Raw genomic sequence first — 25,327 nt, 5'->3', positions numbered from 1 at the left:
GGATCGAACCAACACTGCGGCCATCATTCCTTGACGACTCCCGGCCGGCCCAGCCGGGATTGCCGTGACCTCCCCCCAGGCCCTCACTGCAGGTGCTGCGCCGGCGTGGGTGGCCGCCGGCGCGATGGAGTGGCTTACCAGCCGAAGCCGGCACCGACGCCAACCGAGCTGTCGTCGCTGCTGAAGGCACCACCGAAGGTCACCGTGGCGCGATCGCTGATCGCACGCTGGTAGCCCAGCGACAACGCCGACTCGCCGCCCTGGAAGCCAATGCCGACGCCGACCCGGTTCTGGGTGCGGATACCGGCGGCACTGGTGGCCATGTTGAGCATCGCCGCGCTCATCGCCCCCTGGCGGTCGATGCGACGATCCATGTGGCGCAGGCGTCCGTCGATTTCGCCCTTGAACACATCGAAGCTGTCGGCGACGGCCTGGACGCGGCTGTCGGTGTAGCTGTTGGCCGTGGCCATGCCACGGTCGAGCTGGCCCTTGTTGACCGCATCGGTGGCCGTGGTACCGGCCGCCACGTTGGTGACCTGGCGCTCGTTGCCTTCACTGCCCACCGAGACCGTGTTGGCACGATCGGCAACCGAGCCCTGCCCCAGTGCCACCGCGTTGGCCGCGGTGGCATTGGCGCCTTGGCCTATGGCGGTGGACGAGGCGCCACTGGCAACGGCGCCCTCGCCCATGGCGACGGCGTTGAAGCCCGTCGCGGGAGTGCCAACCGGAATCCCGGCACCGGCGGCGGCAGCGGTCGGCGTGCCCTGCACGCGCGCGGTGCTGGCCGGTGCCGCGTCGGCCGTTGCAGGTGCATCAGCGGCGCTGGCCAGCGGGCTGTCATCCAGCGGGGTACTCATTGCGCGCAGGCTGGCAGTCCCGGCACGCGTGCCACCGGCGGTGCGGCGGTCGATCTCGCTGACCTTGCGGTCCAGCGCGCCGAGCGCATCGCCGACGTTGCTGTAGGTGGCGCCCTGGATCACATAGTTCGGCGCCACGAACACACCCTGCATGCCAACGCTGGCACCACCGCCGAGGAAGCTGGCGGCATCACTGAGCGACTGGAACAGCTGGCCGCCGTTGATCGCCTGGCGACTGCCCGCAGCGATGCTGCCGGCACCGACGTTGTCGATGGTGGTTCCCTGGAAGCCGGACAGGGTCAGGCGGTCACGGCTGGCGTCGTCATAGCTGACTGCGCTGGCCGCCGTGGTTTCCACGGTGGCGATGCGCGAATCGAAATCACCGACGCGGGTTTCCACCGCGCCCACCCGCTGGTTGGTGACGTTGAGCTGCGAACCGGTGATGGCATCGCTGCTGCCGGCGGCGATGCGGCCATCGGCCACATTGACGATGCGGCGCGTGGCCGGACCATCGGTGCCATTGCCACCGCCGACCGACACCACGTTGGCATCGAGTGCACGCGAACCGGCACCCAGCGCAACCGAGTTCGCGCCCGATGCACCGGCGCTGGTGCCCAGTGCAAGGGCACCGTTGCCGATGGCCATCGCATTGGCACCCAGGGCATTGCTGCGTGCGCCGCTGGCAGTGGCTGCCGAACCGATCGCGGCGGCATCGCTGCCGTTGGCACTGGCGGTACCTGCGCCGGTGGCCTTGACGTAGCGGGCCGTGCCATCGGCGGTCGCCGCGACCGCATCGAGCTGGCCACGATTGACCGCATCGGTGCGCTCGGTGCCGGCAGCGACACGGGTGATCTGACGATCACTGCTCGCGCTGCCGACCGACACAGTGTTGGCACGGTCGGCGACCGAGCCCGCGCCCAGCGCAACGCTGCCTGCGGCACTGGCGGTGGCACTCACACCTACCGCCGTGGCATTGGCGCCGGTTGCCTTGCTGCCGTAGCCGGCCGCGGTACCCAGGCGACCGCTGGCCTCGGCATAGCTGCCCAGCGCAGACGCACCATCGGCCGAGGCATTGGCGCGGAAACCACTGGCCTGCGACTGGGTGCCGCTGGCCGTGGCCTGCGCACCGCTGGCGGTACTGTAGGCGCCCTTGGCCTGTGCGCCGGCACCGGTGGCACTGGAACCGAGTTCGCTGGCGCTGGCGCCACTGCCCACGGCTACGCTGTCGACACCTCCGGCCTGCGCCGCGTTGCCGAGCGCCGCCGCATTGTTGCCGGTGGCCAAGGCATCGAAGCCCACGGCAGTGGCATTGGCGGCCATGGCATTGGCGCCGCTGCCCAGCGCGGTGGCGCCGTTGCCGATGGCATTGGCCGCATTGCCGGCAGCCAGTGCGTTGTCGCCGTCCACCAGTGCACCAGCTTCGCCATCGGCATTGCCGCTGGCCTGGAACTGCAGGCTGGTCTTGTCGGCGACGCTGGCGACCGCATCCAGCTGGCCCTTGTTCACCGCATCGGTGGCTTCGGTGCCCGCCGCGACGTGGGTCACCTGGCGCTCACCGCCGGCCTTGCCGACGGCTACGGTGTTGTCACGATCAGCCTTGGAGCCAGCACCGAGCGCGACGCTGTTGCTGCCATTGGCGGTGGCGTTGGCCCCCAGCGCGGTGGCGCTGCTGCCTGCCGCCCACGAGTTCCAGCCAATCGCGGTCGCGTAGTCTTCGGTGGCCCAGGCACCGGCGCCGAACGCCGCCGCACCGGTGCCACTGGCACGCGACGGGATCAGGCCGAAGAAGGTGCTGCCGCCGATGGCCACGCTCTCCTCGCCACTGGCCTCGCTGGACTGACCCACGGCAACGGCACCGGTACCGGCCGCAGCGGCACCGAAGCCGACTGCAGTGGTGTTGGCAGCGCTGGCCGCAGAGCCGTAGCCCAGAGCGGTGCCGAGGCGGCCGCTGGCTTCGGCGTAGCCACCCACTGCGGTGGTGCCATCAGCCGAAGCCGCGCTGCGGAAACCGCTGGCGAGCGCCTGCCCGCCGCTGGCATTGGCTTCTGTACCCGTGGCCGTGCTGTAGGCGCCGCTGGCCTGTGCACGCGCACCCACCGCGCTTGCACCGACCTCACTGGCGCTGGCACCGCTGCCCAGGGACAGGCTGTCCTCGCCGGTGGCCTGTGCGTTACTGCCCAGGGCAGCCGCGTTGTTGCCGGTGGCCAATGCATCGATGCCCACGGCGGTGGCGTTGGCGGCCAGCGCATTGGCACCGCTGCCGAGCGCAGTGGCACCATTGCCGATCGCGTTGGCGGCATCACCCGCGGCCAGCGCGTTGTCACCCTCGACCAGCGCGCCGGTTTCGCCGTCGGCATTGCCGCTGGCCTGGAACTGCCTGCTGGTCTTTTCCGCTGCCGCGGCTACGGCGTCGAGCTGGTTCTTGTTGACCGCATCATTGCCCTGCGTGCCATCGGCCACATTGGTGATCTGGCGGGTGTTGCCGCCGCCGCCTACCGACACGGTGTTGTCGCGATCGGCGATCGAATCGGCACCCAGCGCCACGCTGTTGGCGCCACGCGATTCGGCGGCATTGCCCAGCGCGGTGCTGTTGATGCCACCCGACCAGGCACCACCACCCACCGCGGTGGAGTAGTTGCCTGAGGCCTCGGTGGCCAGCACGCCGAACAACGAACCACCGACGGCGACGCTGTTGGTGCCGGTGGCCAGGCTGCCCTGGCCGGTGGCGGTGCTGTAAGCGCCGGAGGCTTCCGAATCGCCGCCCACTGCCACACTGTTGGAACCGGATGCATTGGCGAAGTTGCCGAACGCAGTGGCATTGAAGGCCGAGGCCTGTGCATAGCCACCGATGGCGGTGCTGTAACCGCCGCGGGCTTCGGCACCGATACCGAAGGCCGCCGACGCCGTACCACTGGCCACGCTCTCGCTGCCGACAGCGGTGGCCGCGTCGCCGCTGGCATTGCTGAAGTAGCCCAGGGCCACGGCTTCTTCGCCGGACGCTTCGGACAGCACGCCATTGGCAGTGCTACCGGCACCGCTGGCAATGCTGGCCGCACCGAACGCCGCGCTCTGCTCGCCGCTGGCTTCGCTTTCCGCACCATGCGCAGTTGCGTACTCGCCCGTGGCCTGTGCGTTGGCACCGACCGCGCTGGCGTTGGCCGCAGTTGCCAATGCGTTGAAACCCAGCGCCTGTGCGTTGCTGGCCAGCGCGTTGGCGCCGCTACCCAGTGCGGTGGCGCCATTGCCGATGGCGTTTGCGGCATCACCGGCCGCCAGTGCGTTGTCACCCTCCACCAGTGCACCGGCTACGTCGTCGCCGTTGCCGCTGGCCTGGAAGAAGCGGCTGGTGGTGGCAGCGGTAGACGCAACCGCATCCAACTGTGCCTTGTTCACCGCGTCGGTGGCCTGGGTACCGGCGGCGACGTTGGTGAGCTGGCGCTCGTTGCCGCTGCTGCCCACCGACACCGTGCGTGCACGGCTGGCGACCGAGCCGGCACCGAGCGCGACCGCATTGCTGGCGCTGGCGTTGCTGCCGGCGCCAAGCGCGGTCGCGCTTTCACCACTGGCCACTGTATTGGTGCCGATGGCGATGCTGTTGATGCTGTTGCCCAGCGCCTGGAAGCCCAGCGCCACGCTGTTTTCGCCATAGCCGAAGGCACCGCGGCCGACCGCCGTGGAACTGGTGCCGTTGGCCCAACTGTTGTAACCGATGGACGTGGCGCCGCTGCCACTGGCCCACGCCGCATTACCGAACGCCGCGGCGTTGGTGGCGGTGGCCCATGCCCCCGAACCGAATGCTGCCGCGCCACTGGCAGTCGCCCAGCTGTAACCGCCTACTGCGGTGCTGTCATCGCTGCTGGCGAATGCGCTGTCGCCGACCGCGACTGCATAGCTGCCGGTGGCGCGCGACTTGCCGCCTGCGGCGAAGCTGTTGTCACCACTGGCCTTGGCAGCGTTGCCGAAGGCGCTGCTGGCAGCCCCGGTGGCCTGCGCGCCACTGCCCACCGCCGTGGCATCGGCAACAGCGGTGGTACCCACCTGCTGCGCCGTGCCGTCAGCACCGATGATCGGCTGGTTGAACTCGTCGTAGGCCTGGCCGAGGCCACCGATGGCGACACCGCCATTGCCGGTGGCTGCGCTGTTGCGGCCCACGGCCACGCTGTCATCGCCAATGGCCGACGCGGCTGCACCCTGCGCGATGGCGCCTGCGCCGATCGCATTGCTCGACGAGCCCACAGCGATGGAGCCCTCGCCATCGGCCAGTGCGCCAGCGTCACTGCCTGCCTCCGGCTGTGCCTGGAAGAAGCGCGCGGTGGTATCAGCGGTACTGGCCACGGCATCAAGCTGGGCCTTGTTCACCGCGTCGGTGGCTTCGCTGCCCGCAGCGACGCTGGTGATCTGACGCTCGTTGCCTGCACTGCCGACAGCCACGCTGTTGGCACGCACCGCTTCGGAGTTCGCGCCAAGCGCGACGCTGTTGGCGCCGCGTGCGGTGGCGTAGTAACCCACGGCCGTGCTCTGCGCGCCGCTGGCCCAGGTCTGCGCGCCCAGCGCGCTGGCATTCTCACCCGGGGCGTAAGCGAAGTAGCCAACGGCCGTGGCTTCAGCACCGGAGGCTTCGGTCAGGCTGCCGTTGGCCACCGCGCGGTCACCGCTTGCGATGGCACCGGCGCCGACGGCGGTCGCCGCTTCGCCGCTGGCCTGGGTCTGCACGAAGAAGCCCAGGCCTGGGATCAGGTCGGCCGGGCCACCGATGGCGACGCTGCTGGTGCCGGTGGCATTGCTCTGGGTACCCAGTGCGGTGGAATAGTCGCCGATGGCATTGGCCACCGCACCGAACGCGGATGCCTGCGCGCCGGCGGCATAGGCGCCGACGCCGTAGGACGACGCCGCAAAGCCGCTGGCTTCGGCACTGGCGCCCACCGCGGTGCCACCGACGCCGGCGCTGGTGGCACCGGTCTCCACCGGTACGCCGCCACTGGTGATCAGCGGGTTGCCGTCGGCATCCACCGCAGCGCCACCCACGGCAACGCTGCCTGGACCGTTGGCCTGCGCGTTGTTGCCGAACGCGGCACTGTTCTGGCCCGAGGCCAACGCATTGTTGCCCAAGGCGGTCGCGTTCTGCGCGACGGCCGTGGCGCCCGCACCGACGGCCGTGGTGCCGTTGCCGAGGGCATTGGCGGCCTCGCCCGCCGCCAGTGCATCGTCACCTTCAGCCAGTGCACCCGCATCGCTGTTGCTGCTGCCGGTGGCCTGGAAGCGCTTGGCGGTGGCATCGGCCACGGCGGCGACGCCCTTCAGCTGGCCGACATTGACGGCATCGTTGTCTTCGGTGCCTGCGGCCACGCTGGTGATCTGCCGGGTCAAGCCGTATTCGGCGGCACCGACGGACACGGTATCGACGCGGTCGGCCAGCGAGCCCGCGCCCAGCGCCACGCTGCCGGTGGCGACCGCAGCGGAATTCGAACCCAGCGCGGTGCTGTATTCACCGACGGCGGTGCTGAATGCACCCACCGCAATCGACGCTTCGTTGGCGGCGGTAGCGCCGCGGCCGAGCGCGGTGCTGCCCGGGCCCATCGCCACGGCACCGCCGCCGACAGCGGTCGCGCCATCGGCGGTGGCTTCGGACAAGGCACCCAGTGCGGTGGCCGCGCCGTTTTCGCTGGCAGCGGTCGCGCTTGCGCCAACCGCGGTGTCGCCGAGTCCGAAGGCCGCAGCACTCTGCCCGACCACCACGCTGGCATCGCCGATCGCCAATGCGCCCTGGCCGAACGCGCTTGCGCCCAGGCCCGCGGCAATGGCCTGGGTACCGATGGCGGTGGTGGCGTTGGCCAGCGACTGCGCACCGGCACCGGCCGCGACTGCGCCCTGGCCGTCGATCTTCGCCGCGTCGCTGTCATCACCTGCGCCGTCGGCCTTGAAGTAGCGGTTGCCATCTGCGGCCACATCGGCCAGCGCGGCCTGGGTGGCGCGCGCCTGCGCATCCAGCTGCGCCTTGTTCACTGCGTCAGTCGCCTGCGTGCCTGCGGCGACGTTGGTGACCTGCCGTTCCTTGCCGGCATCACCGACGGAGACGGTGTTGGTGCGCGTGGCCTTGGAGCCGGCGCCCAGCGCTACGCTGTTGGCGGCAGTGGCGCTGCTGTTGCTGCCGATCGCCACCGCGTTGCTGCCCTTGGCGCTGGCCGAGCCTTCAATCAGGCACTTTTCGAGCAGCTTGCCGCTGAATGCCACGCAGGTGGCGCTGCCGCCGATCTGCACCGACTGTGCCGCGGCGGTGCCGCTCATGCCCAACCCCAATACCAGGCCCAGTGCCACCGCCAGCAGTGCGGGCGTGGCCTGCGTCGCATCGCGGCGCTGGTCAACGACCCCGCCACTGCTGCTGTCGGAGGAGGCCAGTTCCGAGGCCACCACCAACTGACCCAATGCTTTGTTCCAGACCTTGCGATAAATCCGATTCATCGGTACGGCTCCTGATTGGACTGGTTTTGGGCAAAGCAACGCCACCGCTGGGCTTTCCGGCCCAACGTCCCCTGGGGGCGTTTATTCGCGTGATTTACTGCGGGGTATTGCCGAACGGCGCGCAGCGACAGAAAACCGAGCGCGTGCGCCAACCGGTTACTGCGAAATGAATGATTCTGAAACGGGGTTCAAGTGTTAACGGCAACTTTCCAAATCGTCAAGACTTTGACACGGCAAATCCTATTGCCGTGAAGCAGTTCACCCTTTCACCTGTTTATGAAAGTGTTTTGTTAGGCATGCGTGACGAAGTTCCGCCGCATGAAAATCGATGTAACTAGCGGCCGGGACAGGAGTTTCACGCGCGCAAAGAAAAACCCGCCGATCAACGGCGGGTTCTTCCGTACGCAGCGGCATTGCGGCCTGCGCAGAACGATGCGATCAGCCGCACCATACCCGCGCGTTGCGGAACATGCGCATCCACGGCGAGTCACCCTGCCACTCGGCCGGGGCCCAGCTCAGGTTGAGTGCGCGCGGCGTGCGTTCCGGGTGCGGCATCATGATGGTGACCCGGCCGTCGTTGCTGGTCAGGCCGGTGATGCCGTCCGGCGAACCGTTCGGATTCAGCGGGTACTGACTGGCGACGTTGCCGTTGCCGTCGATGTAGCGCAGCGAAACGCGAGCGGCGGCCTGGTCGACGGCATTGTCGAACACGGCCTGGCCTTCACCATGTGCCACTGCCACCTGCAGGCGCGAACCGGCCATGCCGCGCAGCAGGATCGACGGCGATTCCACCACTTCCAGCAGCGCGGTACGGGCTTCGAACTGCTCACTGGCGTTGCGGCGGAACTGCGGCCAGTGCTCGGCGCCCGGAATGATGCCCTTGAGCTGGCTCATCATCTGGCAACCATTGCACACGCCCAGCGCGAAGCTGTCCTCGCGCGCGAAGAACGCGGCAAAGGCATCACGCAGCGCACTGCGTTCCAGGATCGAGGTCGCCCAGCCACGGCCGGCACCCAGCACGTCGCCGTAGCTGAAGCCACCGCAGGCGACCAGGCCGGTGAAGTCCTGCAATGCCACGCGGCCTTCGATCAGGTCGCTCATATGCACGTCGAAGGCGCGGAAGCCCGCACGTTCGAAGGCGTTGGCCATTTCGATCTGGCCGTTGACGCCCTGTTCGCGCAGTACCGCCACGCGCGGACGCGCGCCGGTGCTGATGAACGGGGCGGCCACGTCCTCGTTGAGGTCGAAGCTGAGCTTGGGCTTCAGGCCCGGCGCAGTGAAGGCACGAGCGATCTCGCGCTCGGCATCGGCATTGGCCGGGTTGTCGCGGCGCTTCTGCATCGCGTGGGTGACCGACCACCAGGCGTCGAACAGCGCTTCCCAGCGCCATTCGGCCAGGTTCTCGCCAGCCAGCGACACGCGCACCACCGGTGCAGTGGTCGGCTTGGCGATGCGCTGTGCACACTCGATCAGTGCATGGCGCTCGACCAGGTCGGCAAAGGCGGCGCGGTCTTCGCGGGCGATCTGCACCACCGCGCCCAGTTCTTCGTTGAACAGGCTGCGGAACGGATCATCGCCCCAGGCATCGAGGGTGATGTCCAAGCCCAGCCGCGAGGTGAAGGCCATTTCGCACAGCGCGGCGAAGGCGCCGCCATCGCTGCGGTCGTGGTAAGCCAGCAGCAGGCCGGCCTGGCGCGCATCGCGGATCAGCTCGAAGAAGCCGCGCAGGCGCTGCGGGTCATCCAGGTCCGGTGCGGCACCGGCGAAGGCCGGCAGGTCGCCGTGGTCGGCATGCACCTGCGCCAGGATCGAACCGCCCAGGCGCTGCTTGCCGGCGCCGAGGCCGATCAGCCACAGCTCGCTGTCCACATCACGGTCGAGCAGCGGGGTCAGCTGCTGGCGCACGTCGGCCACCGGCGCGAACGCCGAGATCACCAGCGACACCGGCGACACGCTCTTGTGCGCTTCGCCCTGGTCGTGCCACTGCGCCTGCATCGACAGCGAGTCCTTGCCGACCGGGATGCTGATGTCCAGCTGCGGGCACAGTTCCATGCCCACCGCCTTCACCGCGTCGTACAGCAGCGCGTCTTCGCCGGGGTGGCCGGCCGCGGCCATCCAGTTCGCCGACAGCTTGATCTCATCCAGCGCATCGACCGGGGCCGCGCACAGGTTGGTCAGCGCTTCGCCCACCGCCATGCGTGCCGAAGCAGCCGCATCGAGCAGGGCCAGCGGGGTGCGCTCGCCGATCGACATGGCTTCGCCGGCCACGCCGTCGAAGTCGGCCAGGGTGATCGCCACGTCGGCCACCGGCAGCTGCCACGGGCCGACCATCTGTTCGCGTGCGGTCAGGCCACCGACGCTGCGGTCACCGATGGTGACCAGGAAGTTCTTCGAAGCGACCGTCGGGTGCGCGAGCACGCGCAGGCCGGCTTCCTGCAGGTCCAGGCCACCGGTCTTCAGCGCCGGCCAGCGCGGTGCCGGCGGGTGCGCGGTGTCGCGGTGCATCTTCGGCGGCTTGCCGAACAGCACGTCCATCGGCAGGTCGATCGGCGCGTCGGCCGGGGTATGGCCGGGCACGGCGCCATAGGCCACCACCAGGTGCTCTTCGGCCGTGGCCACGCCCACCGCGGCGAACGGGCAGCGCTCGCGGGCGCACAGCGCGGCGAACTCGGCCAGGCGCTCCTGGGCCACGCCCAGCACATAGCGTTCCTGCGACTCGTTGCACCACAGCTGCATCGGCGACAGCGACGGATCATCGGTGGGCACCTTGCCCAGGTCGATCACGCCGCCGACCTTGGAGTCGTGCAGCAGTTCGGGGATGGCATTGGACAGGCCACCGGCACCGACGTCATGGAAGAACTTGATCGGGTTGTTGGCGCCCATCGCCACGCAGCGGTCGATGACCTCCTGGCAGCGGCGCTCCATTTCCGGGTTGTCGCGCTGCACGCTGGCGAAGTCCAGGTCTTCGGCGCTTTCGCCGGAGGCCACCGAGCTGGCGGCACCGCCGCCCAGGCCGATCAGCATCGCCGGGCCACCCAGCACGATGACCGCATCACCGGCCTGCAGCTGGATCTTGTCGACCTGCACGCGATCGATCGCGCCGAGGCCACCGGCCAGCATGATCGGCTTGTCGTAGGCACGCACCAGATCGGCGCCTTCCGGCAGCTCGAAGCTGCGGAAGTAGCCAAGCAGGTTCGGGCGGCCGAATTCGTTGTTGAACGCAGCACCGCCGAGCGGGCCATCGGTCATGATTTCCAGCGCCGGTGCCATGCGCGGGTTCAGCGCGCGCGGCGCTTCCCACGGCTGCGGCAGCTCCGGGATGCGCAGGTGCGACACCGAGAAACCGGACAGGCCGGCCTTCGGCTTGCCGCCGCGGCCGGTTGCGCCTTCGTCGCGGATCTCGCCACCGTTGCCGGTCGATGCGCCCGGGAACGGCGCGATCGCGGTCGGGTGGTTGTGCGTTTCCACCTTGATCTGGAACGCGCTGGGCACCTGTGCTTCGCGGCGGTATTCGCCACTGGCCGGGTCCGGGCGGTAACGCGAGGCCGGATGGCCTTCAATCACCGCGGCATTGTCGCTGTACGCGCTGAGCGTGTGCTGCGGGGTCTGCTGGTGGGTGTTCTTGATCATCCGGAACAGCGAGCGGTCCTGCTCCTGGCCGTCGATGGTCCAGCTGGCGTTGAAGATCTTGTGGCGGCAGTGCTCGGAATTGGCCTGCGCGAACATCATCAGTTCCACATCCGACGGCGACCGGCCCAGCGCGGTGAAGCGTTCGCGCAGGTAGTCGATCTCGTCCTGGGCCATGGCCAGGCCGAGGCGCTGGTTGGCGGCCTCCAGCTGGTCCACCGGCACGCGTTCCAGTTCGCCGCGGGCCGGCGCCGAGAACAGCGCCTGGCCCTGTTCCACGGTCTCCAGCACCGACTGCGTCATCGGGTCGTGCAGCGCCTTGGCCAGCGCCTGCTGGGCGGCGGCATCAGCCGGCCAGCCCTGCACGTCGATGCGCAGGCCGCGCTCGACCCGGCTCACCGGCTGCCCGGCACCGCGGACCAGCTCGGTGGCCTTGCTCGACCACGGCGACAGCGTGCCCAGGCGCGGCACCACGATACGGCTGACCGCGCCTTCGGCCAGGGCCTCGGCCTGCGGCGCAGCTTCGAGGATGCGGCACAGCGTGGTCAGGTCGGGGGCGGCGCTGCCTTCGGGCTGCACGAAGTAGACGTGCCAGGCACCGCTGATGCGCAGGGAGGGAGCGATGGACTGCAGGCGGGATTCAAGACGTTCGCGGCGGAACGGCGACAGGGCGGGCGCGCCCTCGAGGACCATCATGTCCGGGGAACCGTAGTTGGGAAACGGGCCCGACATTGTACCGGAAGCGGGGGAAGGGCTTTGGCCGGGCGGCGCCCGGCACCCGCCTAGGCCAGGGCAACGGCAACAGCAACAGCAGTTGCCAAAGCAAAAACAGGATTTCCGTGGGATGGCGGGGTGGGTCCGGTGGCGGGGGACGCCGTAAACCCATCCCTGGGGGCTTGGCCGCGGCATCCATGCCGCGGACACCCCCGCCACCGGACCCACCCCGCCTTCGACAGATTTCCGCGATCTGCGGTAGATCCACGCCATGCGTGGACGCTCCCCGGTAGTGCCGGCCGCTGGCCGGCAACCAGGAAATGTCAGAAATCAGGCATTGAAGAGCGAAGCGACCGGCTTTTGCTTTTGATTTTTTGTTCTGTCTTCCGTGGCTGGCCGCGCAGGAACCTGTCCGTGGCCGGGTGGGTGGGCTGCGCAGGGGCGTAAGCGCCATGGATGGCGCGCCCGAGCCTACAGGGACGTATTCACGGCGTCCCCTGTGCAGCCCACCCACCCGGCCAACCTCCAGAAACCCGCTGTTCGCGTAAAGCCCCAGCCACGAGGGGCTCCGCCGATGGTCGCCGACCGCGCGCAGCGCCGCTCTTCGCCCGATTCCCGGAACCATGCGCTTGCTCACGGATTGACCACACAATTGATGACAACGTTGTCCCTACCTGGCGCCGGACTCTCTCCCCGGCCTCCCAGGTACCTCCGTCCGGCCCCTCCGTCGCCTTCCCGGGCGATGCCCGGACCTGCGTCACGCGCGGCGCCATCGGGGCCCGCGCGCCCTTTGATCGGAGACTTACCCATGTACGACCCGATTGTGCGCAGTGCCGAACGTGCGACCCGAAACTGTCGTCCCCGCCGCCTGGCCTGGCTGCTTGCCCTGGCCGCCGGTACCGCCGCCCTGCCCGGCCTGGCGCAGGCCGCCAGCTGTGCCGGGGTGGCCCAGTGGGACCAGGCCAAGATCTACCGGGCCGGCGATACCCTGCAGAAAGGAGGCGTCCTCTATCGGGCGAACCAGGACATCTGGAACGCGCCGCCGGACCATCCGGCCGGTGCGCCCTACTACACCAACCTCGGCGCCTGCGATGGCAGCGGCGCCAACCAGCCGCCGGTGGTCAGCCTGACCTCGCCGGCCAACGGCGCCACCTTCAGTGCCGGCAGCACGGTCAACGTGACTGCCAACGCCAGTGATCCGGACGGCAGTGTCGCCAAGGTCGAGTTCTTCCGCGATGGCAGCACGCTCGGCGTGGCCACCAGTGCGCCGTATGCGGCCAGCTGGGCCAATGCCAGCGCCGGCAGCCACACCCTGCGCGCGGTGGCCACCGACAACAACAACGCCACCAGCAGCACCGCGACCATCACCATCACCGTCAACGCCGCCGGTGGCGATACCACCGCGCCCAGCGTGCCGGGCGGGCTGGCGGTCGGTACGCGCACCGCCAACAGCATCGCGCTCAGCTGGAGCCCGTCCACCGACAACACCGGCGGCAGCGGCGTGGCCGGCTACGACGTGTACCGCAACGGCAGCCTGGTCGGTTCACCGTCCAGTGCCAGCTATGTCGACGGCGGGCTGACTGCCTCCACCACCTACCGCTACCGCGTGCGCGCCCGCGACAACGCCGGCAACGCGTCGGCACAGGGCACCGAGATCAGCGCCACCACGCTGGCCGGCGACGGCGGCACCACCGGCAAGCGGGTCATCGGCTACTTCACCCAGTGGGGCATCTACGGCCGCAATTACCGGGTCAAGAACATCGACAGCAGCGGCTCGGCCGCACGCCTGACCCACATCAACTACGCGTTCGGCAACGTGCGCAACAACCGCTGCGAAGTGGGCATCACCCAGCCGTCGGATCCGAACAGCGGTGCCGGTGGCGATGCCTTCGCCGACTACACCAAGGCCTTCAGTGCTGCCGAGAGTGTCAGCGGCAGCGCCGATACCTGGGACCAGCCGCTGCGTGGCAACTGGAACCAGCTCAAGCAGCTCAAGGCCAAGTACCCGGGCATGAAGGTGCTGATCTCGCTGGGTGGCTGGACCTGGTCGCGCGGCTTCTCCAGCGCGGCGCGCCCAGAAAACCGCCAGGCGTTCGTCGCCTCGTGCATCAACGCCTACATCAAGGGCAACCTGCCGGTGACCGACGGTGCCGGTGGCGCCGGTGCCGCGCTGGGCGTGTTCGACGGCATCGACATCGACTGGGAATACCCGGTGGCCTGCGGCATCGAATGCGGCAAGCCGGAAGACAACGCCAACTTCACCGCACTGATGGCCGAGTTCCGCCGCCAGCTCGATGCCGTGCGTCCGGGCCTGTTGCTGACGGTGGCGGTGGGCGCCGGCATCGACAAGATCCGCGTCACCGATCCGGCCGCGTACCACCCGTACCTGGACTACATCAACGTGATGACCTACGACTTCCACGGTGCGTGGGATACGAAGACCAATCACCAGTCGGCGCTGTTCGATTCGCCGAATGATCCGTCCACCGGCGACCAGAAGCTGTACAACAGCAACGACGCCATCGAGGCCTTCATCAGCCGCGGCGTGCCCGCCGCCAAGCTCAACCTGGGCATCGGCTACTACGGGCGCGGCTGGACCGGTGTGGCCAACGCCAACAACGGCCTGTACCAGACCGCCACCGGCGCCGCCCCGGGTACCTACGAGGCGGGCATCGAAGACTGGAAGGTACTGAAGAACCTGGCGTGGCCGGGCTACACCGACAACACCGCCGGTGCCACCTGGATCTACAACGGCAGCACGCTGTGGAGCTTCGATACCCCGGCCAACATCACCCGCAAGATGGGCTACGTGAAGACCCAGGGCCTGGGCGGCGCGTTCGTCTGGGAATTCAGTGGTGACGATGCACAGGGCACGCTGACCAAGGCGGTCAGTGATGGCCTGAAGTAAGAAAAAAGCCGGGGGTGCTGCGCGCCCCCGGCTTCCTACCTGTAGAGCCGAGCCCATGCTCGGCTGCGGAAACATCAGCCGAGCATGGGCCCGGCTCTACAGAAACAAGGTCGGCGGCGATCAGCGCTTGGCCGACAGCTTTTCCAGCGCCGCGCGCAGCTGCGCCGGCGGCAGGTAACCGCCCAGCTGGGTACCGTCCGGGGCGAAGATGGCGGGCGTGCCGTTCACGCCCAGCTGCTGGCCCAGTGCGTACTGCATCGCCACCGGGTTGGTGCAGTTCTTGGCCGGCACGCTACCACCGCGCTTGGCATTGGTCAGCGCCTGGCGGCGATCCGCCGCACACCAGACCGAGATCATGTCGGTGTAATCCTTGCTGCCCAGGCCCATGCGCGGGAACGCCAGGTACTCGACGCTGATGCCGTTGCGGTTGAGCTCGGCGATGTCCTGGTGCAGCTTGCGGCAGTAGCCGCATTCGATGTCGGTGAACACGCTGATGGTGTACTTGGCGTTCGGTGCCGCGAACACGATGCGGTCGCCATGGTTGGCCTTGGCCAGCAGATCGCGGCGGTAGCCGAGCAGGCCTTCGCTGTTGGCCGGGCCCTTGGCGCGGGTGTCGTACGGCTGCGACTGGAACAGGTAGCGGCCGTCATCGGACACGTACAGCAACTGGCCGGACACGACGACCTCGCGGAAGCCGGGGAACGGCGCAGCGCCGATGTAATCCACCTGGAAACCGGGGTTCAGCGCGGTCAGCGCGGCACGCACGGCCTGATCGGCTGACGCGTTGGCGGCCGGGCTGGTCTTGGCCGCAGCGGTGGCGGGTGCCTTGGCAGCTGGCGGAGCCGGCTGGGCGCAGGCGGTCAGGCTGAGCGCACCGAACACGGCGGCGATGGCAAATCGGAGCATGGAGCGGTCCGCGACAGAAGAAGACCTGGGATTCTGACACAGCTGCCGCGACCGGGCCGCGACGTCGCCCGACGCTTGAGGCCGGGGTTCAGGCCTCTGCTCAGCCGCGCGGATGGTGGCGCGCGTGCAACTTCTGCAGGTGTTCGCGCGCAACCAGGGTGTAGATCTGGGTGGTCGACAGCGAACTGTGGCCGAGCAGCATCTGCAGCGCGCGCAGATCCGCGCCGCGGTTGAGAAGGTGGGTGGCGAAGCTGTGGCGCAGGCCATGCGGACTGATCCGCACCGGGTCGATGCCGGCCACCTGCGCGTGGCGCTTGACCAGATGCCAGAACGCCTGCCGGCTCAGTGCATGCAGCGTCGGCTCGATGAACAACGGGGTCTGCCCATCGGCCAAGGCCTGTACTCTGCCCTTGCCGACCAGCTGCGGGCGCGACTGCTGCAGGTAACGCTCCAGCCAGTGCTGCGATTCCTCACCCAGCGGCACCAGCCGTTCCTTGCTGCCCTTGCCGGTAACCCGCAGCACGCCCTGGCGCAGGTTGACCGCAGTCGCCGGCAGCAGCACCAGTTCGCTCACGCGCAGGCCGGCGGCATACATCAGCTCCAGCATGGCCCGATCGCGCAGGCCCAGCGGGCTGTCGACATCCGGTGCTGCCAACAGCGCGTCGATCTGGCTCTCGGCCAGCGCCTTGGGCAACAAACGTGGCAGCTTCGGCGGATCGAGCAGCGCGCTGGGGTCTTCGCTGCGCTCACCACGACGCACGCCGTCGGCGAAGAACGCGCGCAGTGCCGACAGCAGGCGCGCGTTGCTGCGCGGCGACCAGCCATGACGGGTACGCCAGGCCAGGTAGTCGAACAGGCCGGGGCGCTCGATGCCGGCCAGCCCGCCCTCGCGTCCATCCATCCACCGCGCCAACCCTTCCAGGTCGCGCCGGTAGCTGTCGAGCGTGGCGCGCGCGAGGCCGTTCTCGGCCCAGATCGCATCGAGGAAACGCTGGATCCGCACGCTGTCATCGGCGCGCAGTTCCGGCAGTTGCTGCACCAGCTGGCGGCGTTCGGCGGGGGTGGAAACAGAGGCCATGCGTAGAGGATACGAGGGCCACTGCGGATGCGGCCAGCATTGCGTATGCTCGGCGCATGTCCCGCCCTGCCACCGACACGGCCCCTGCGGCTGCTACCGAAATGCCCCGCCCGCGCGCGCTGCTGCCCTGGCGCGTGCTGGCGATGGTCTACGACGCGCTGCCGGTGCTGGCGCTGTGGATGCTGGCCGGCACCCTGTTCACCCTGGCCTACACCTTCAGTGGCCACGCCCAGCGCGAGAACATCGCGCCGTTCAGCGCCTGGCAGTGGCTGCTGTGGGCGGTGTGCTGGGTGATCACGGGGTGGTACGCCACGGCCAGCTGGCGCCGTGGTGGGCAGACACTGGGCATGCGGCCATGGCGGTTGAAACTGGAATCGAGCGATGGCACGCCCTTGCGACGCGCACAGCTTTGGCTGCGTTTCGCCGTGGGCACGTTGTCCCTGCTGCTGGGCGGCCTGGGATTCTGGTGGGCCCTGGTCGACCGCGAACGCCTGACCTGGCACGACCGCGCCAGCGGCACCCGCCTGGTGCGCATGCCGAAACGGTAAGGCGCTGTCTGTAGAGCCGAGCCCGTGCTCGGCTGCTTTCCGCACTGTACGCGACAGCCGAGCACAGGCTCGGCTCTACAACAATCAGAATCAGCCCGACTTGCGGCGGAACAACAGTCCGGACACCGCCAGCATCACGATCGGCGGCAGCGCATAGGCAATGCGGTAATCGAACTTCAACGCGCCGGCCATGCGACCGAAGAACAGCTGCAGCAGCCAGAAGCCCAGCGCGAACAGGATGCCCAGGAACAGGCGCTTGCCCATGCCGCCGCTGCGCAGCGAACCGAACGCGAACGGCACCGCCGCCAGGCACAGCGCCAGCACGTTCACCGGGTAGAACCAGCGGCTCCAGTACACATCCTCGAAGTCGCGCGCATCCAGCCCGTTGCGCTGGCGATAGGCGATGCTGGTGCTCAGTTCGGCCACGCTGAGGTTGCGCGGCTTGGCGATGCCGGTGGCCAGCGCCGCCGGATCCAGCGAAGAATTCCACGCTTCGCGCGCCACTTCCTCACGCGTGGCCGAGCGTTCACCAAAGGTGTCCCGGCGCACGCCCGTCAATACCCAGCCATCCTTGTCATGCTCGACGGTGGCAGCATGGGTCAGCGAGGCGATCCGGCCGTCTTCAGCGATGCGATACAGGCGCACGTCGCGCAGGATCAGGCGCGTGCCCTTGTCGCCAACCAGCTGCTCCTCGCCACTCTGCGCATTGAGGAAGGTATCGCCCTCGCGTGCCCACAGGCCCGAATAACGGCTGGTGGCGATATCCCGCCCCCACTTGGCACTGGACTTCAACGCATCGGCACGATCCTGGCCCCAGGGACCCAGCGTCTCGGCGCTGAGCACCATCACCGCGGTCAGCAGCGACAGCGCGATCGCCACCGACACGCTCAGCCGCTTGCGCGACAGGCCCAGCGCGCGCAGTGCGGTCAGCTCGGAGGTGGCAGCCAGCTGGCCCAGGCCCATCAGCGCACCGATCACCGCGGCGGTGGGGAACATGGTGTAGGCGCGGCGCGGCACCGTGTACAGCACCCAGGCGGCGGCATGGCCCAGGGTGTAACCGTTCTTGCCGATGTCCTTGAACTCGCCGGAGAACGCCATCACCACGTCCAGGCCGACCAGTACGGCCCAGGTCAGCAACACGGTGGTGAACACCGACCGGCCCAGGTACAGGTCGAAACGCATCGGGCGCAGCCTCATGCGCGGGCTCCCTTCGGGCGGCCCAGGCGGCCATCACGTGCATACATCCAGATGGCCAGCGCCAGCAGCGGCAGGGTCAACCACCACAGGCCGAGCGCAGGGGGGATCTTGCCGTTGGCGATCCAGCCGCTGCCGACGAACATCAGGTTGGTGCCGACCATGTAGGCCATCAGCGCCAGCATCATGCGGCCGTAGCGCTGCTGGCGCGGCGAGCTGCGGCCCAGCGGCACGGTCAGCAGGGCGAACGCCAGCGCGATCAGCGGCGGGGCCAGGCGGCGGTGCAGCTGCGCCTGCGCCTGCGGACGCTCATCGCCGATCAGCTGCAGGGTCGGCATCAGTTCCGGGTCATCCTCGGTGCGGATCTGCGCGCCATCGGGCAGGGCCACGTCATTGCGGGCGAAGGTCGCCAGGCGGTAGTCCAGCGCACCGGCCACCGGCCCTTCCACCTGGTGGCCGTCATCCAGCTCCAGGAAGCGCTGGCGGGTACCCTCGAAGAACATGCGACCGCCATTGGCCGACACCACCTCCAGGCGGTCATCCTTCTGGCGCTGCAGAAACACTTTGCCCAGCTGGGTGCCATCGGGCGAGATCGAGGACAGGTAGACCACGCCGCCATTGGGCAGCGGGGTGAAGCGGCCCGGCTCCAGGCCGGCCATCAGCACGCTGCGGTTGGCCTCGATGATCATCTGCTCGGCCACCCGGCCGGCCCACGGGCCCAGCCACAGCGAGCAGGCGCCGACCAGCAGCACCACCGGCACCACCAGCATCAGCAGCGGCCGCAGCAGGCGCTTGGGGCCCACGCCAATGGCGGTGATGACCGCCATTTCCGAGTCACGGTACAGGCGGGCGATGGCCAGCAGCAGGCCCAGCATCAGGGCCAGCGGCAGGATCAGCGGCAGGTAGGCGATGAACTGCAGGCCCAGCTGCGAGAACAGCAGCTTGGCCGGCAGCCGCCCGTCGGCGATGTTGCCGAGGATGTCCACCAGCACGCCGCCCACGCTGACCACCAGCAGGACGATCAGGGTAGCCAGGAAACTCTGGACGAAATCGCCCAGCAGGTATCGGTCGAGCTTCAGCATGGGGCGGTGGTTTAAACTCTGGGGTTCGTTCGCGGTGCCGCCCAGTCTACTGTCTGGGCGTAAACGGCCTGCGATTGTACGGACTCGCCAATGGAATCTGCTCAATGGCCCTCGAATTCACCCTGAACCACGTTGCTCCGGCCGCCGCCACCGTTGATTGCCTAGTGGTCGGCGCGTATGCCGACCATACCCTGACCCCGGCCGCACAGGCCCTGGACGCCGCCAGCGGTGGCCGCCTGGCCGCCCTGGCCCAGCGCGGCGACCTGTCCGGCAAGACCGGCGCCACCACCCTGCTGCATGACCTGCCGGGCGTGACCGCCCCGCGCGTGCTGGTGGTCGGCCTGGGCGAAGTCGCCCGTTTCGGCGTGCCGCAGTATCTGAAGGCCGTCGGCGACGCCGTGCGCGCGCTGAAGGCCGGTGCTGCCCGCAGCGCACTGTTCACCCTGTCCGAAGTGGCCATCAAGGACCGCGACGCGGCCTGGGCGATCCGCCAGGCGGTAATCGCCGCCGATCACGCCGCCTACCGCTACACCGCCACCCTGGGCAAGAAGAAGGCCGACGACGCCGGTCTGGCCCAGCTGGCCATCGCCGGTGACGACGCGCAGGCTCTGGCCCAGGGCCAGGCCATCGCCGCCGGTGTCGAGTTCGCCCGCGAACTGGGCAACCTGCCGCCGAACTACTGCACCCCGGCCTACCTGGCCGAGGTGGGTGTGAAGTTCGCCGGCGAGCATGACGGTGCCGAGGCCGAGATCCTCGACGAGCACCAGATGGAAGCGTTGGGCATGGGCTCGCTGCTGGCCGTGGCCCGCGGTTCGGCCAACCGCCCGCGTCTGGTCGTGCTGAAGTGGACCGGTGCCGGCGACGCCAAGCCGTACGTGCTGGTCGGCAAGGGCATCACCTTCGACACCGGTGGCGTCAACCTGAAGACCCAGGGCGGCATCGAAGAGATGAAGTACGACATGTGCGGTGGCGCCAACGTCATCGGCACCTTCGTCGCTGCGGTCAAGGCCAAGCTGCCGCTGAACCTGGTGGTGGTGGTGCCGGCCGTGGAAAACGCCATCGACGGCAACGCCTACCGCCCGTCCGACGTGATCACCTCGATGTCGGGCAAGACCATCGAAGTCGGCAACACCGACGCCGAAGGCCGCCTGATCCTGTGCGACGCGCTGACCTACGCGCAACGCTTCGAGCCGGCCGCGCTGGTCGACGTGGCCACCCTGACCGGTGCCTGCATGGTCGCCCTCGGCCACCAGACCGCGGGCCTGATGAGCAAGCACGACGACCTGGCCAACGAGCTGCTGGCCGCCGGCGAGCACGTGTTCGACCGCGCCTGGCGCCTGCCGCTGTGGGACGAGTACCAGCCGATGCTGGATTCGAGCTTCGCCGACGTCTACAACATCGGCGGCCGCTGGGCCGGCGCGATCACCGCTGGCTGCTTCCTGTCGCGCTTCGCCGAAGGCCAGCGCTGGGCCCACCTGGACATCGCCGGCGTTGCCAGCGATGAAGGCAAGCGTGGCATGGCCACCGGCCGCCCGGTCGGCCTGCTGAGCCAGTGGCTGCTGGACCAGGCCGCCCGCGCCTGATGCCGTACCCGACCCTGGCCGGCGCCCGCCGGCCGGGGCCTCGCCCGGCACCGCCGGAACCCTGCCTGACCCGGACCCTGCCATGCCCCGCGCCGACTTCTACCTGATCGCCAAGCCCCGCTTCCTGACCGAGCCGTTGCGCCTGGTCTGCGAGCTGGCGCGCAAGGCCAACGACGCCGGGCTGTTCACCCTGGTGCTGGCCCGCGACCAGGCCCAGGCCGAGGAGCTGGACGAACTGCTGTGGGCGTTCGACAACGACGCTTACATCCCGCACCAGATCGCCGGCGAGGACATGGACGAGGAAGAAGCGCTGGTGCTGATCGCCGTACCCGGCACCGGGGCACCGGCGCGTCCGCTGGTGATCAACCTGCGTGATGAACCCTGGCTGGGCGAGTGCGAGCGCGTGCTGGAAGTGGTTCCGGCCGACCCGGAAGCGCGCGAACCGCTGCGCGAACGCTGGCGCCAGTACAAGGCCGCCGGTTACGACCTGAACAAGCACGACATGTAAGCGCGCCCCGGCCCCCTTGATGGGCCGCCGCCGCGCCCTGATCCTTCAACGATTACCTCCTGGTTCCCCCGCATGACCCAACTCGCCTCCAGCTACGACCCGAAGTCCTTCGAGACCGACCTCTACGAGGCCTGGGAGAAGGCCGGCCACTTCAAGCCGTCCGGCACGGGCGAGCCGTACACCATCCTGCTGCCGCCGCCGAACGTAACCGGCACCCTGCACATGGGCCACGCGTTCCAGCAGACCCTGATGGACGCGCTGGTGCGCTACCACCGCATGCGCGGCTACGACACGCTGTGGCAGGTCGGTACCGACCATGCCGGCATCGCCACCGAAATGGTGGTCAGCCGCAACCTGGCGCTGGAAGGCAAGGGCGAGACCCGCGATTCGCTGGGCCGCGAGGGCTTCATCGGCAAGGTCTGGGAGTGGAAGCAGCAGTCCGGCGACACCATCGAGCGCCAGATGCGCCGCCTCGGCACCTCCGCCGACTGGTCGCGCAGCACCTTCACCATGGACCCGCAGCCGTCGGCGGCGGTCAACGAAGCCTTCGTGCGCTGGTACGAACAGGGCCTGATCTACCGCGGCCAGCGCCTGGTCAACTGGGACCCGGTGCTGAAGACCGCCATTTCCGACCTGGAAGTGGAGAGCGCCGAGGAGGACGGCTTCCTGTGGTCGATCGCCTACACCCTGGATGAAGGCCTGAGCTACGAACACGTCGAGCGCGATGCCGACGGCGTGGAAACCCTGCGCGAAACCCGCGATTACCTGGTCGTCGCCACCACCCGCCCGGAAACCCTGCTGGGCGATACCGCGGTGATGGTGCACCCGGAAGATGAGCGCTATGCGCACCTGATCGGCAAGAACGTGGTGCTGCCGCTGACCGGCCGCCGCGTGCCGGTGATCGCCGACGACTACGTGGACCGTGCGTTCGGCACCGGCGTGGTCAAGGTCACCCCGGCGCATGACTTCAACGACTACGAAGTGGGCGTGCGCCACAGCCTGCCGATGATCAACCTGTTCACCCCGGTGGCAGCGCTGAACGAGAATGCGCCAGAACGCTTCCAGGGCCTGGACCGCTACGCAGCACGCAAGGCCGTGCTGGCCGAGCTGGAAGACCTGGGCATCCTGGTCGAGACCAAGGCGCACAAGCTGCAGGTGCCGCGCGGCGACCGTACCGGCCAGGTGATCGAGCCGTACCTGACCGACCAGTGGTTCGTGAAGATGGACGACCTGGCCAAGCGCGGCCTGGAACTGGTCGAAGACGGAACCATCGCCTTCGTGCCACCGAACTGGATCAACACCTACCGCCACTGGATGAACAACATCCAGGACTGGTGCATCAGCCGCCAGCTGTGGTGGGGCCACCGCATTCCGGCGTGGTTCGACGCCGCCACCGGCAACTGCTACGTCGGTCGCAGCGAAGACGAAGTGCGCGCGAAGAACAACCTCGGCAGCGATGTGGTGCTGAACCAGGAAAGCGACGTGCTGGAGACCTGGTTCTCCTCGCAGCTGTGGCCCTTCTCCACCCTGGGCTGGCCGAACGAGCAGGCGATGGCCGAGCGCGGCTTCGACCGCTACCTGCCGTCGTCGGTGCTGATCACCGGCTTCGACATCATCTTCTTCTGGGTGGCGCGCATGATCATGGCCACCGACAACCTGGTCGGGAAGATCCCGTTCAAGGACGTCTACTTCACCGGCCTGATCCGCGACGGCCAGGGCCAGAAGATGTCCAAGAGCAAGGGCAACGTGCTCGACCCGCTGGACATCATCGACGGCATCACCATCGACGACCTGGTCGCCAAGCGCACCGGCGGACTGATGCAGCCGAAGATGGTGGAGAAGATCGAAAAGGCCACCCGCAAGGAATTCCCGGACGGCATTGCTGCCCACGGTGCCGATGCGCTGCGCTTCACCATCGCCGCGCTGGCCACCCACGGCCGCGACATCAAGTTCGACATGAACCGCGCCGAGGGCTACAAGAACTTCTGCAACAAGCTGTGGAACGCCAGCCGCTTCGCGCTGATGAACACTGAAGGCGCGGCGTTCACCGGCGTGCCCAAGCCGCGTACCGATGCCGAGCGCTGGATCCTGGCGCGCCTGGCCGCAGTGTCCACCGAGGCGCAGGGCCACTACGCCAACTACCGCTTCGACCTGCTGGCGCAGTGCCTGTACGAGTTCGCCTGGAATGAGTTCTGCGACTGGTTCCTGGAACTGAGCAAGCCGGCCCTGAACGGTGCCGACGCGGCTGATGCTGAGAGCACCCGCCACACCCTGCTGTACGTGCTGGAAGCGCTGCTGCGCCTGCTGCACCCGCTCACCCCGTTCATCACCGAACAGCTGTGGCAGCAGCTGGCCCCGCGCCTGGGCCTGGCCGAAACCACGCTGTCGCTGCGCCCGTACCCGACCGCCGCCGAATTCACCGGTGATTTCGCCCAGGCCGAGGCCGACGTGGAATGGCTGAAGGCCGTGATCAGTGCGGTGCGTCGCGTGCGCAGCGAACTGAACGTCGCCCCGTCCAAGCAGGTGCCGCTGCGCCTGCAGGCCGGCCTGGAGCAGGACCGCGTGCGCATCGAACGCTTCAGCGCATCACTGTCGTTCCTGCTCAAGCTGGACAGCATCCAGTGGCTGGCCGAAGGCGAAAGCGCACCGCCGGCTGCCGCTGCGATCGTGGGCGAGCTGAAGCTGCTGGTGCCGCTGGAAGGCCTGGTCGATCTCGATGCCGAGCGCGTGCGCCTGGACAAGGAAATCGCCCGCGTCGAAGCCGAAAAGGAAAAGAGCGAGACCAAGCTGGCCAGGTTCACCGACAAGGTGCCACCGGCGGTGGTGGAGCAGGAACGCGTGCGACTGGCCGACTGGAATACCCAACTGGCCGGCCTGCGCGAGCAGCGCGCGAAGCTGTAAGCGCCGCGCTCTGGTGCGTGCCAGCCAAGGTTGGCACCTACCACGGCGGGAGAGGTTGGCATCTACCGATGCGGAATCGGAAACGCCGGGCAATGCCTGGCGTTTCCATTTTCCCGACATGGCATCATCGCCCGATGCCTCTTTCCATTTTCCTGCTGGTCCTCGCGGCTGCGGCCCTGCACGCCAGCTGGAATGCGATCGTCAAGCGCGGACCAGACAAATTCCTCGGTACCGTGCTGGTCACCGGCAGCGCCGCGCTGCTGTCCGCCGCCGCCCTGCCCTTCCTGCCCTTCCCCGGCGCGCACAGCTGGCCGTGGCTGGCCGCTTCGGTGCTGCTGCAGGTGACCTATTACGGGCTGGTCGCACGCTGTTACCAGCAGGTCGACATGAGCCTGGCCTACCCGCTGATGCGCGGCAGCGCGCCGATCCTGGTCGCGCTGGCGGGCACCCTGCTGGGTGAGCAGCTGCCACCGGCTGCGTGGCTGGGCGTGGTGCTAGTGAGCACCGGCATCCTGTGCATGGCACTGGGTGCGCGTGGCGGCCAACTGCGCTTGCCACTGCTGACCGCGGCGATGATCGCCACCTACACCCTGGTCGATGCGCAGGGTGCGCGCCAGTCCGGCAGCGCACTCAGTTACACGCTGTGGCTGTTCCTGCTGTCGGGCATTCCCCTGCCATTGTGGGCGCTGTACACCCGGCGCGGCGCGGTGCTGGACTATGCGCGGCAGCATTGGCCTCTCGGTCTGGCCGGCGGCGTCGGCACCACGGCGTCCTATGCGATGGCGTTGTGGGCGATGACCCAGGCGCCGGTGGCGATGGTCTCCGCGCTGCGTGAGTCTTCGATCCTGTTCGCGCTGCTGATCTCGGTGTTCCTGCTGCGCGAGCGCATTCCGCGTGCGCGCTGGCTGGCGGCGGCGCTCATCGTAGGCGGTGTATTGGCACTGCGGTTGGCGTGAGCAATG

The 25,327-nt window shown here is 68.6% G+C and carries 12 protein-coding genes; 6 read left to right on the top strand and 6 right to left on the bottom strand.

Annotated elements, in window-relative coordinates; translation table 11 throughout:
- Nucleotides 1–134 precede the first annotated feature (134 nt).
- Both AC13FN_RS08730 and purL read right to left on the bottom strand, forming a co-directional pair.
- Nucleotides 135–7,316: an ESPR-type extended signal peptide-containing protein gene (locus AC13FN_RS08730; RefSeq protein ID WP_482984632.1), complete on the bottom strand. Its 7,182-nt coding sequence runs from the start codon at nucleotides 7,314–7,316 to the stop codon at nucleotides 135–137.
- 438 nt (nucleotides 7,317–7,754) lie between these two features.
- The gene (purL, locus tag AC13FN_RS08725) at nucleotides 7,755–11,639 is read right to left on the bottom strand and encodes a phosphoribosylformylglycinamidine synthase (protein ID WP_482984633.1); all 3,885 of its coding nucleotides are present in this window, start codon (nucleotides 11,637–11,639) and stop codon (nucleotides 7,755–7,757) included.
- 826 nt (nucleotides 11,640–12,465) lie between these two features.
- On the opposite strand from purL, the gene AC13FN_RS08720 reads away from it, so the two are divergent.
- Entirely contained in the window at nucleotides 12,466–14,565 is a 2,100-nt protein-coding gene (locus AC13FN_RS08720; protein ID WP_482984634.1) for a glycosyl hydrolase family 18 protein, read from the top strand.
- 120 nt (nucleotides 14,566–14,685) lie between these two features.
- Here the strand turns inward: AC13FN_RS08720 and AC13FN_RS08715 are convergent, their stop codons facing one another.
- Entirely contained in the window at nucleotides 14,686–15,471 is a 786-nt protein-coding gene (locus AC13FN_RS08715) for a thioredoxin fold domain-containing protein (RefSeq protein ID WP_049434091.1), read from the bottom strand.
- A 100-nt stretch (nucleotides 15,472–15,571) separates the two neighbouring features.
- Nucleotides 15,572–16,549, bottom strand: coding sequence for a site-specific tyrosine recombinase XerD (gene xerD, locus AC13FN_RS08710; RefSeq protein WP_482984635.1), 978 nt, complete (start codon nucleotides 16,547–16,549; stop codon nucleotides 15,572–15,574).
- A gap of 56 nt (nucleotides 16,550–16,605) precedes the next feature.
- On the opposite strand from xerD, the gene AC13FN_RS08705 reads away from it, so the two are divergent.
- Nucleotides 16,606–17,097 (top strand): RDD family protein, encoded by a 492-nt coding sequence (locus AC13FN_RS08705; RefSeq protein ID WP_054170981.1) that lies wholly within the window; start codon nucleotides 16,606–16,608, stop codon nucleotides 17,095–17,097.
- Between the two features lie 90 nt (nucleotides 17,098–17,187).
- Here the strand turns inward: AC13FN_RS08705 and lptG are convergent, their stop codons facing one another.
- Both lptG and lptF read right to left on the bottom strand, forming a co-directional pair.
- On the bottom strand, nucleotides 17,188–18,294 hold the full coding sequence (lptG, locus tag AC13FN_RS08700) for an LPS export ABC transporter permease LptG (RefSeq protein ID WP_010480722.1): 1,107 nt from the start codon (nucleotides 18,292–18,294) through the stop codon (nucleotides 17,188–17,190).
- Nucleotides 18,291–19,373 (bottom strand): LPS export ABC transporter permease LptF, encoded by a 1,083-nt coding sequence (lptF, locus tag AC13FN_RS08695; protein WP_482984636.1) that lies wholly within the window; start codon nucleotides 19,371–19,373, stop codon nucleotides 18,291–18,293. The genes lptG and lptF overlap by 4 nt, the downstream gene beginning before the upstream one ends.
- Nucleotides 19,374–19,477: 104 nt before the next feature.
- On the opposite strand from lptF, the gene AC13FN_RS08690 reads away from it, so the two are divergent.
- From AC13FN_RS08690 to AC13FN_RS08675, 4 genes are all read left to right on the top strand, one after another.
- Entirely contained in the window at nucleotides 19,478–20,956 is a 1,479-nt protein-coding gene (locus AC13FN_RS08690; protein WP_054170980.1) for a leucyl aminopeptidase, read from the top strand.
- An 82-nt stretch (nucleotides 20,957–21,038) separates the two neighbouring features.
- Nucleotides 21,039–21,464 (top strand): DNA polymerase III subunit chi, encoded by a 426-nt coding sequence (locus AC13FN_RS08685; RefSeq protein ID WP_010480719.1) that lies wholly within the window; start codon nucleotides 21,039–21,041, stop codon nucleotides 21,462–21,464.
- A 72-nt stretch (nucleotides 21,465–21,536) separates the two neighbouring features.
- On the top strand, nucleotides 21,537–24,365 hold the full coding sequence (locus tag AC13FN_RS08680; RefSeq protein ID WP_054170979.1) for a valine--tRNA ligase: 2,829 nt from the start codon (nucleotides 21,537–21,539) through the stop codon (nucleotides 24,363–24,365).
- Between the two features lie 134 nt (nucleotides 24,366–24,499).
- The gene (locus AC13FN_RS08675) at nucleotides 24,500–25,321 is read left to right on the top strand and encodes an EamA family transporter (protein ID WP_482984637.1); all 822 of its coding nucleotides are present in this window, start codon (nucleotides 24,500–24,502) and stop codon (nucleotides 25,319–25,321) included.
- Nucleotides 25,322–25,327 lie beyond the last annotated feature (6 nt).

This window comes from Stenotrophomonas sp. 115C5 (genome assembly GCF_056861055.1).
The sequence above is the reverse complement of the archived record's forward strand: the minus strand, read 5'-3'. Positions and strand labels throughout refer to the sequence as shown.

What these genes read in the sequence shown, in the direction of transcription:
- AC13FN_RS08730 (WP_482984632.1), bottom strand. Translation starts at nt 7,316, where the DNA reads ATGAATCGGATTTATCGCAAGGTCTGGAACAAAGCATTGGGTCAGTTG.
- purL (WP_482984633.1), bottom strand. Translation starts at nt 11,639, where the DNA reads ATGATGGTCCTCGAGGGCGCGCCCGCCCTGTCGCCGTTCCGCCGCGAA.
- AC13FN_RS08720 (WP_482984634.1), top strand. Translation starts at nt 12,466, where the DNA reads ATGTACGACCCGATTGTGCGCAGTGCCGAACGTGCGACCCGAAACTGT.
- AC13FN_RS08715 (WP_049434091.1), bottom strand. Translation starts at nt 15,471, where the DNA reads ATGCTCCGATTTGCCATCGCCGCCGTGTTCGGTGCGCTCAGCCTGACC.
- xerD (WP_482984635.1), bottom strand. Translation starts at nt 16,549, where the DNA reads ATGGCCTCTGTTTCCACCCCCGCCGAACGCCGCCAGCTGGTGCAGCAA.
- AC13FN_RS08705 (WP_054170981.1), top strand. Translation starts at nt 16,606, where the DNA reads ATGTCCCGCCCTGCCACCGACACGGCCCCTGCGGCTGCTACCGAAATG.
- lptG (WP_010480722.1), bottom strand. Translation starts at nt 18,294, where the DNA reads ATGAGGCTGCGCCCGATGCGTTTCGACCTGTACCTGGGCCGGTCGGTG.
- lptF (WP_482984636.1), bottom strand. Translation starts at nt 19,373, where the DNA reads ATGCTGAAGCTCGACCGATACCTGCTGGGCGATTTCGTCCAGAGTTTC.
- AC13FN_RS08690 (WP_054170980.1), top strand. Translation starts at nt 19,478, where the DNA reads ATGGCCCTCGAATTCACCCTGAACCACGTTGCTCCGGCCGCCGCCACC.
- AC13FN_RS08685 (WP_010480719.1), top strand. Translation starts at nt 21,039, where the DNA reads ATGCCCCGCGCCGACTTCTACCTGATCGCCAAGCCCCGCTTCCTGACC.
- AC13FN_RS08680 (WP_054170979.1), top strand. Translation starts at nt 21,537, where the DNA reads ATGACCCAACTCGCCTCCAGCTACGACCCGAAGTCCTTCGAGACCGAC.
- AC13FN_RS08675 (WP_482984637.1), top strand. Translation starts at nt 24,500, where the DNA reads ATGCCTCTTTCCATTTTCCTGCTGGTCCTCGCGGCTGCGGCCCTGCAC.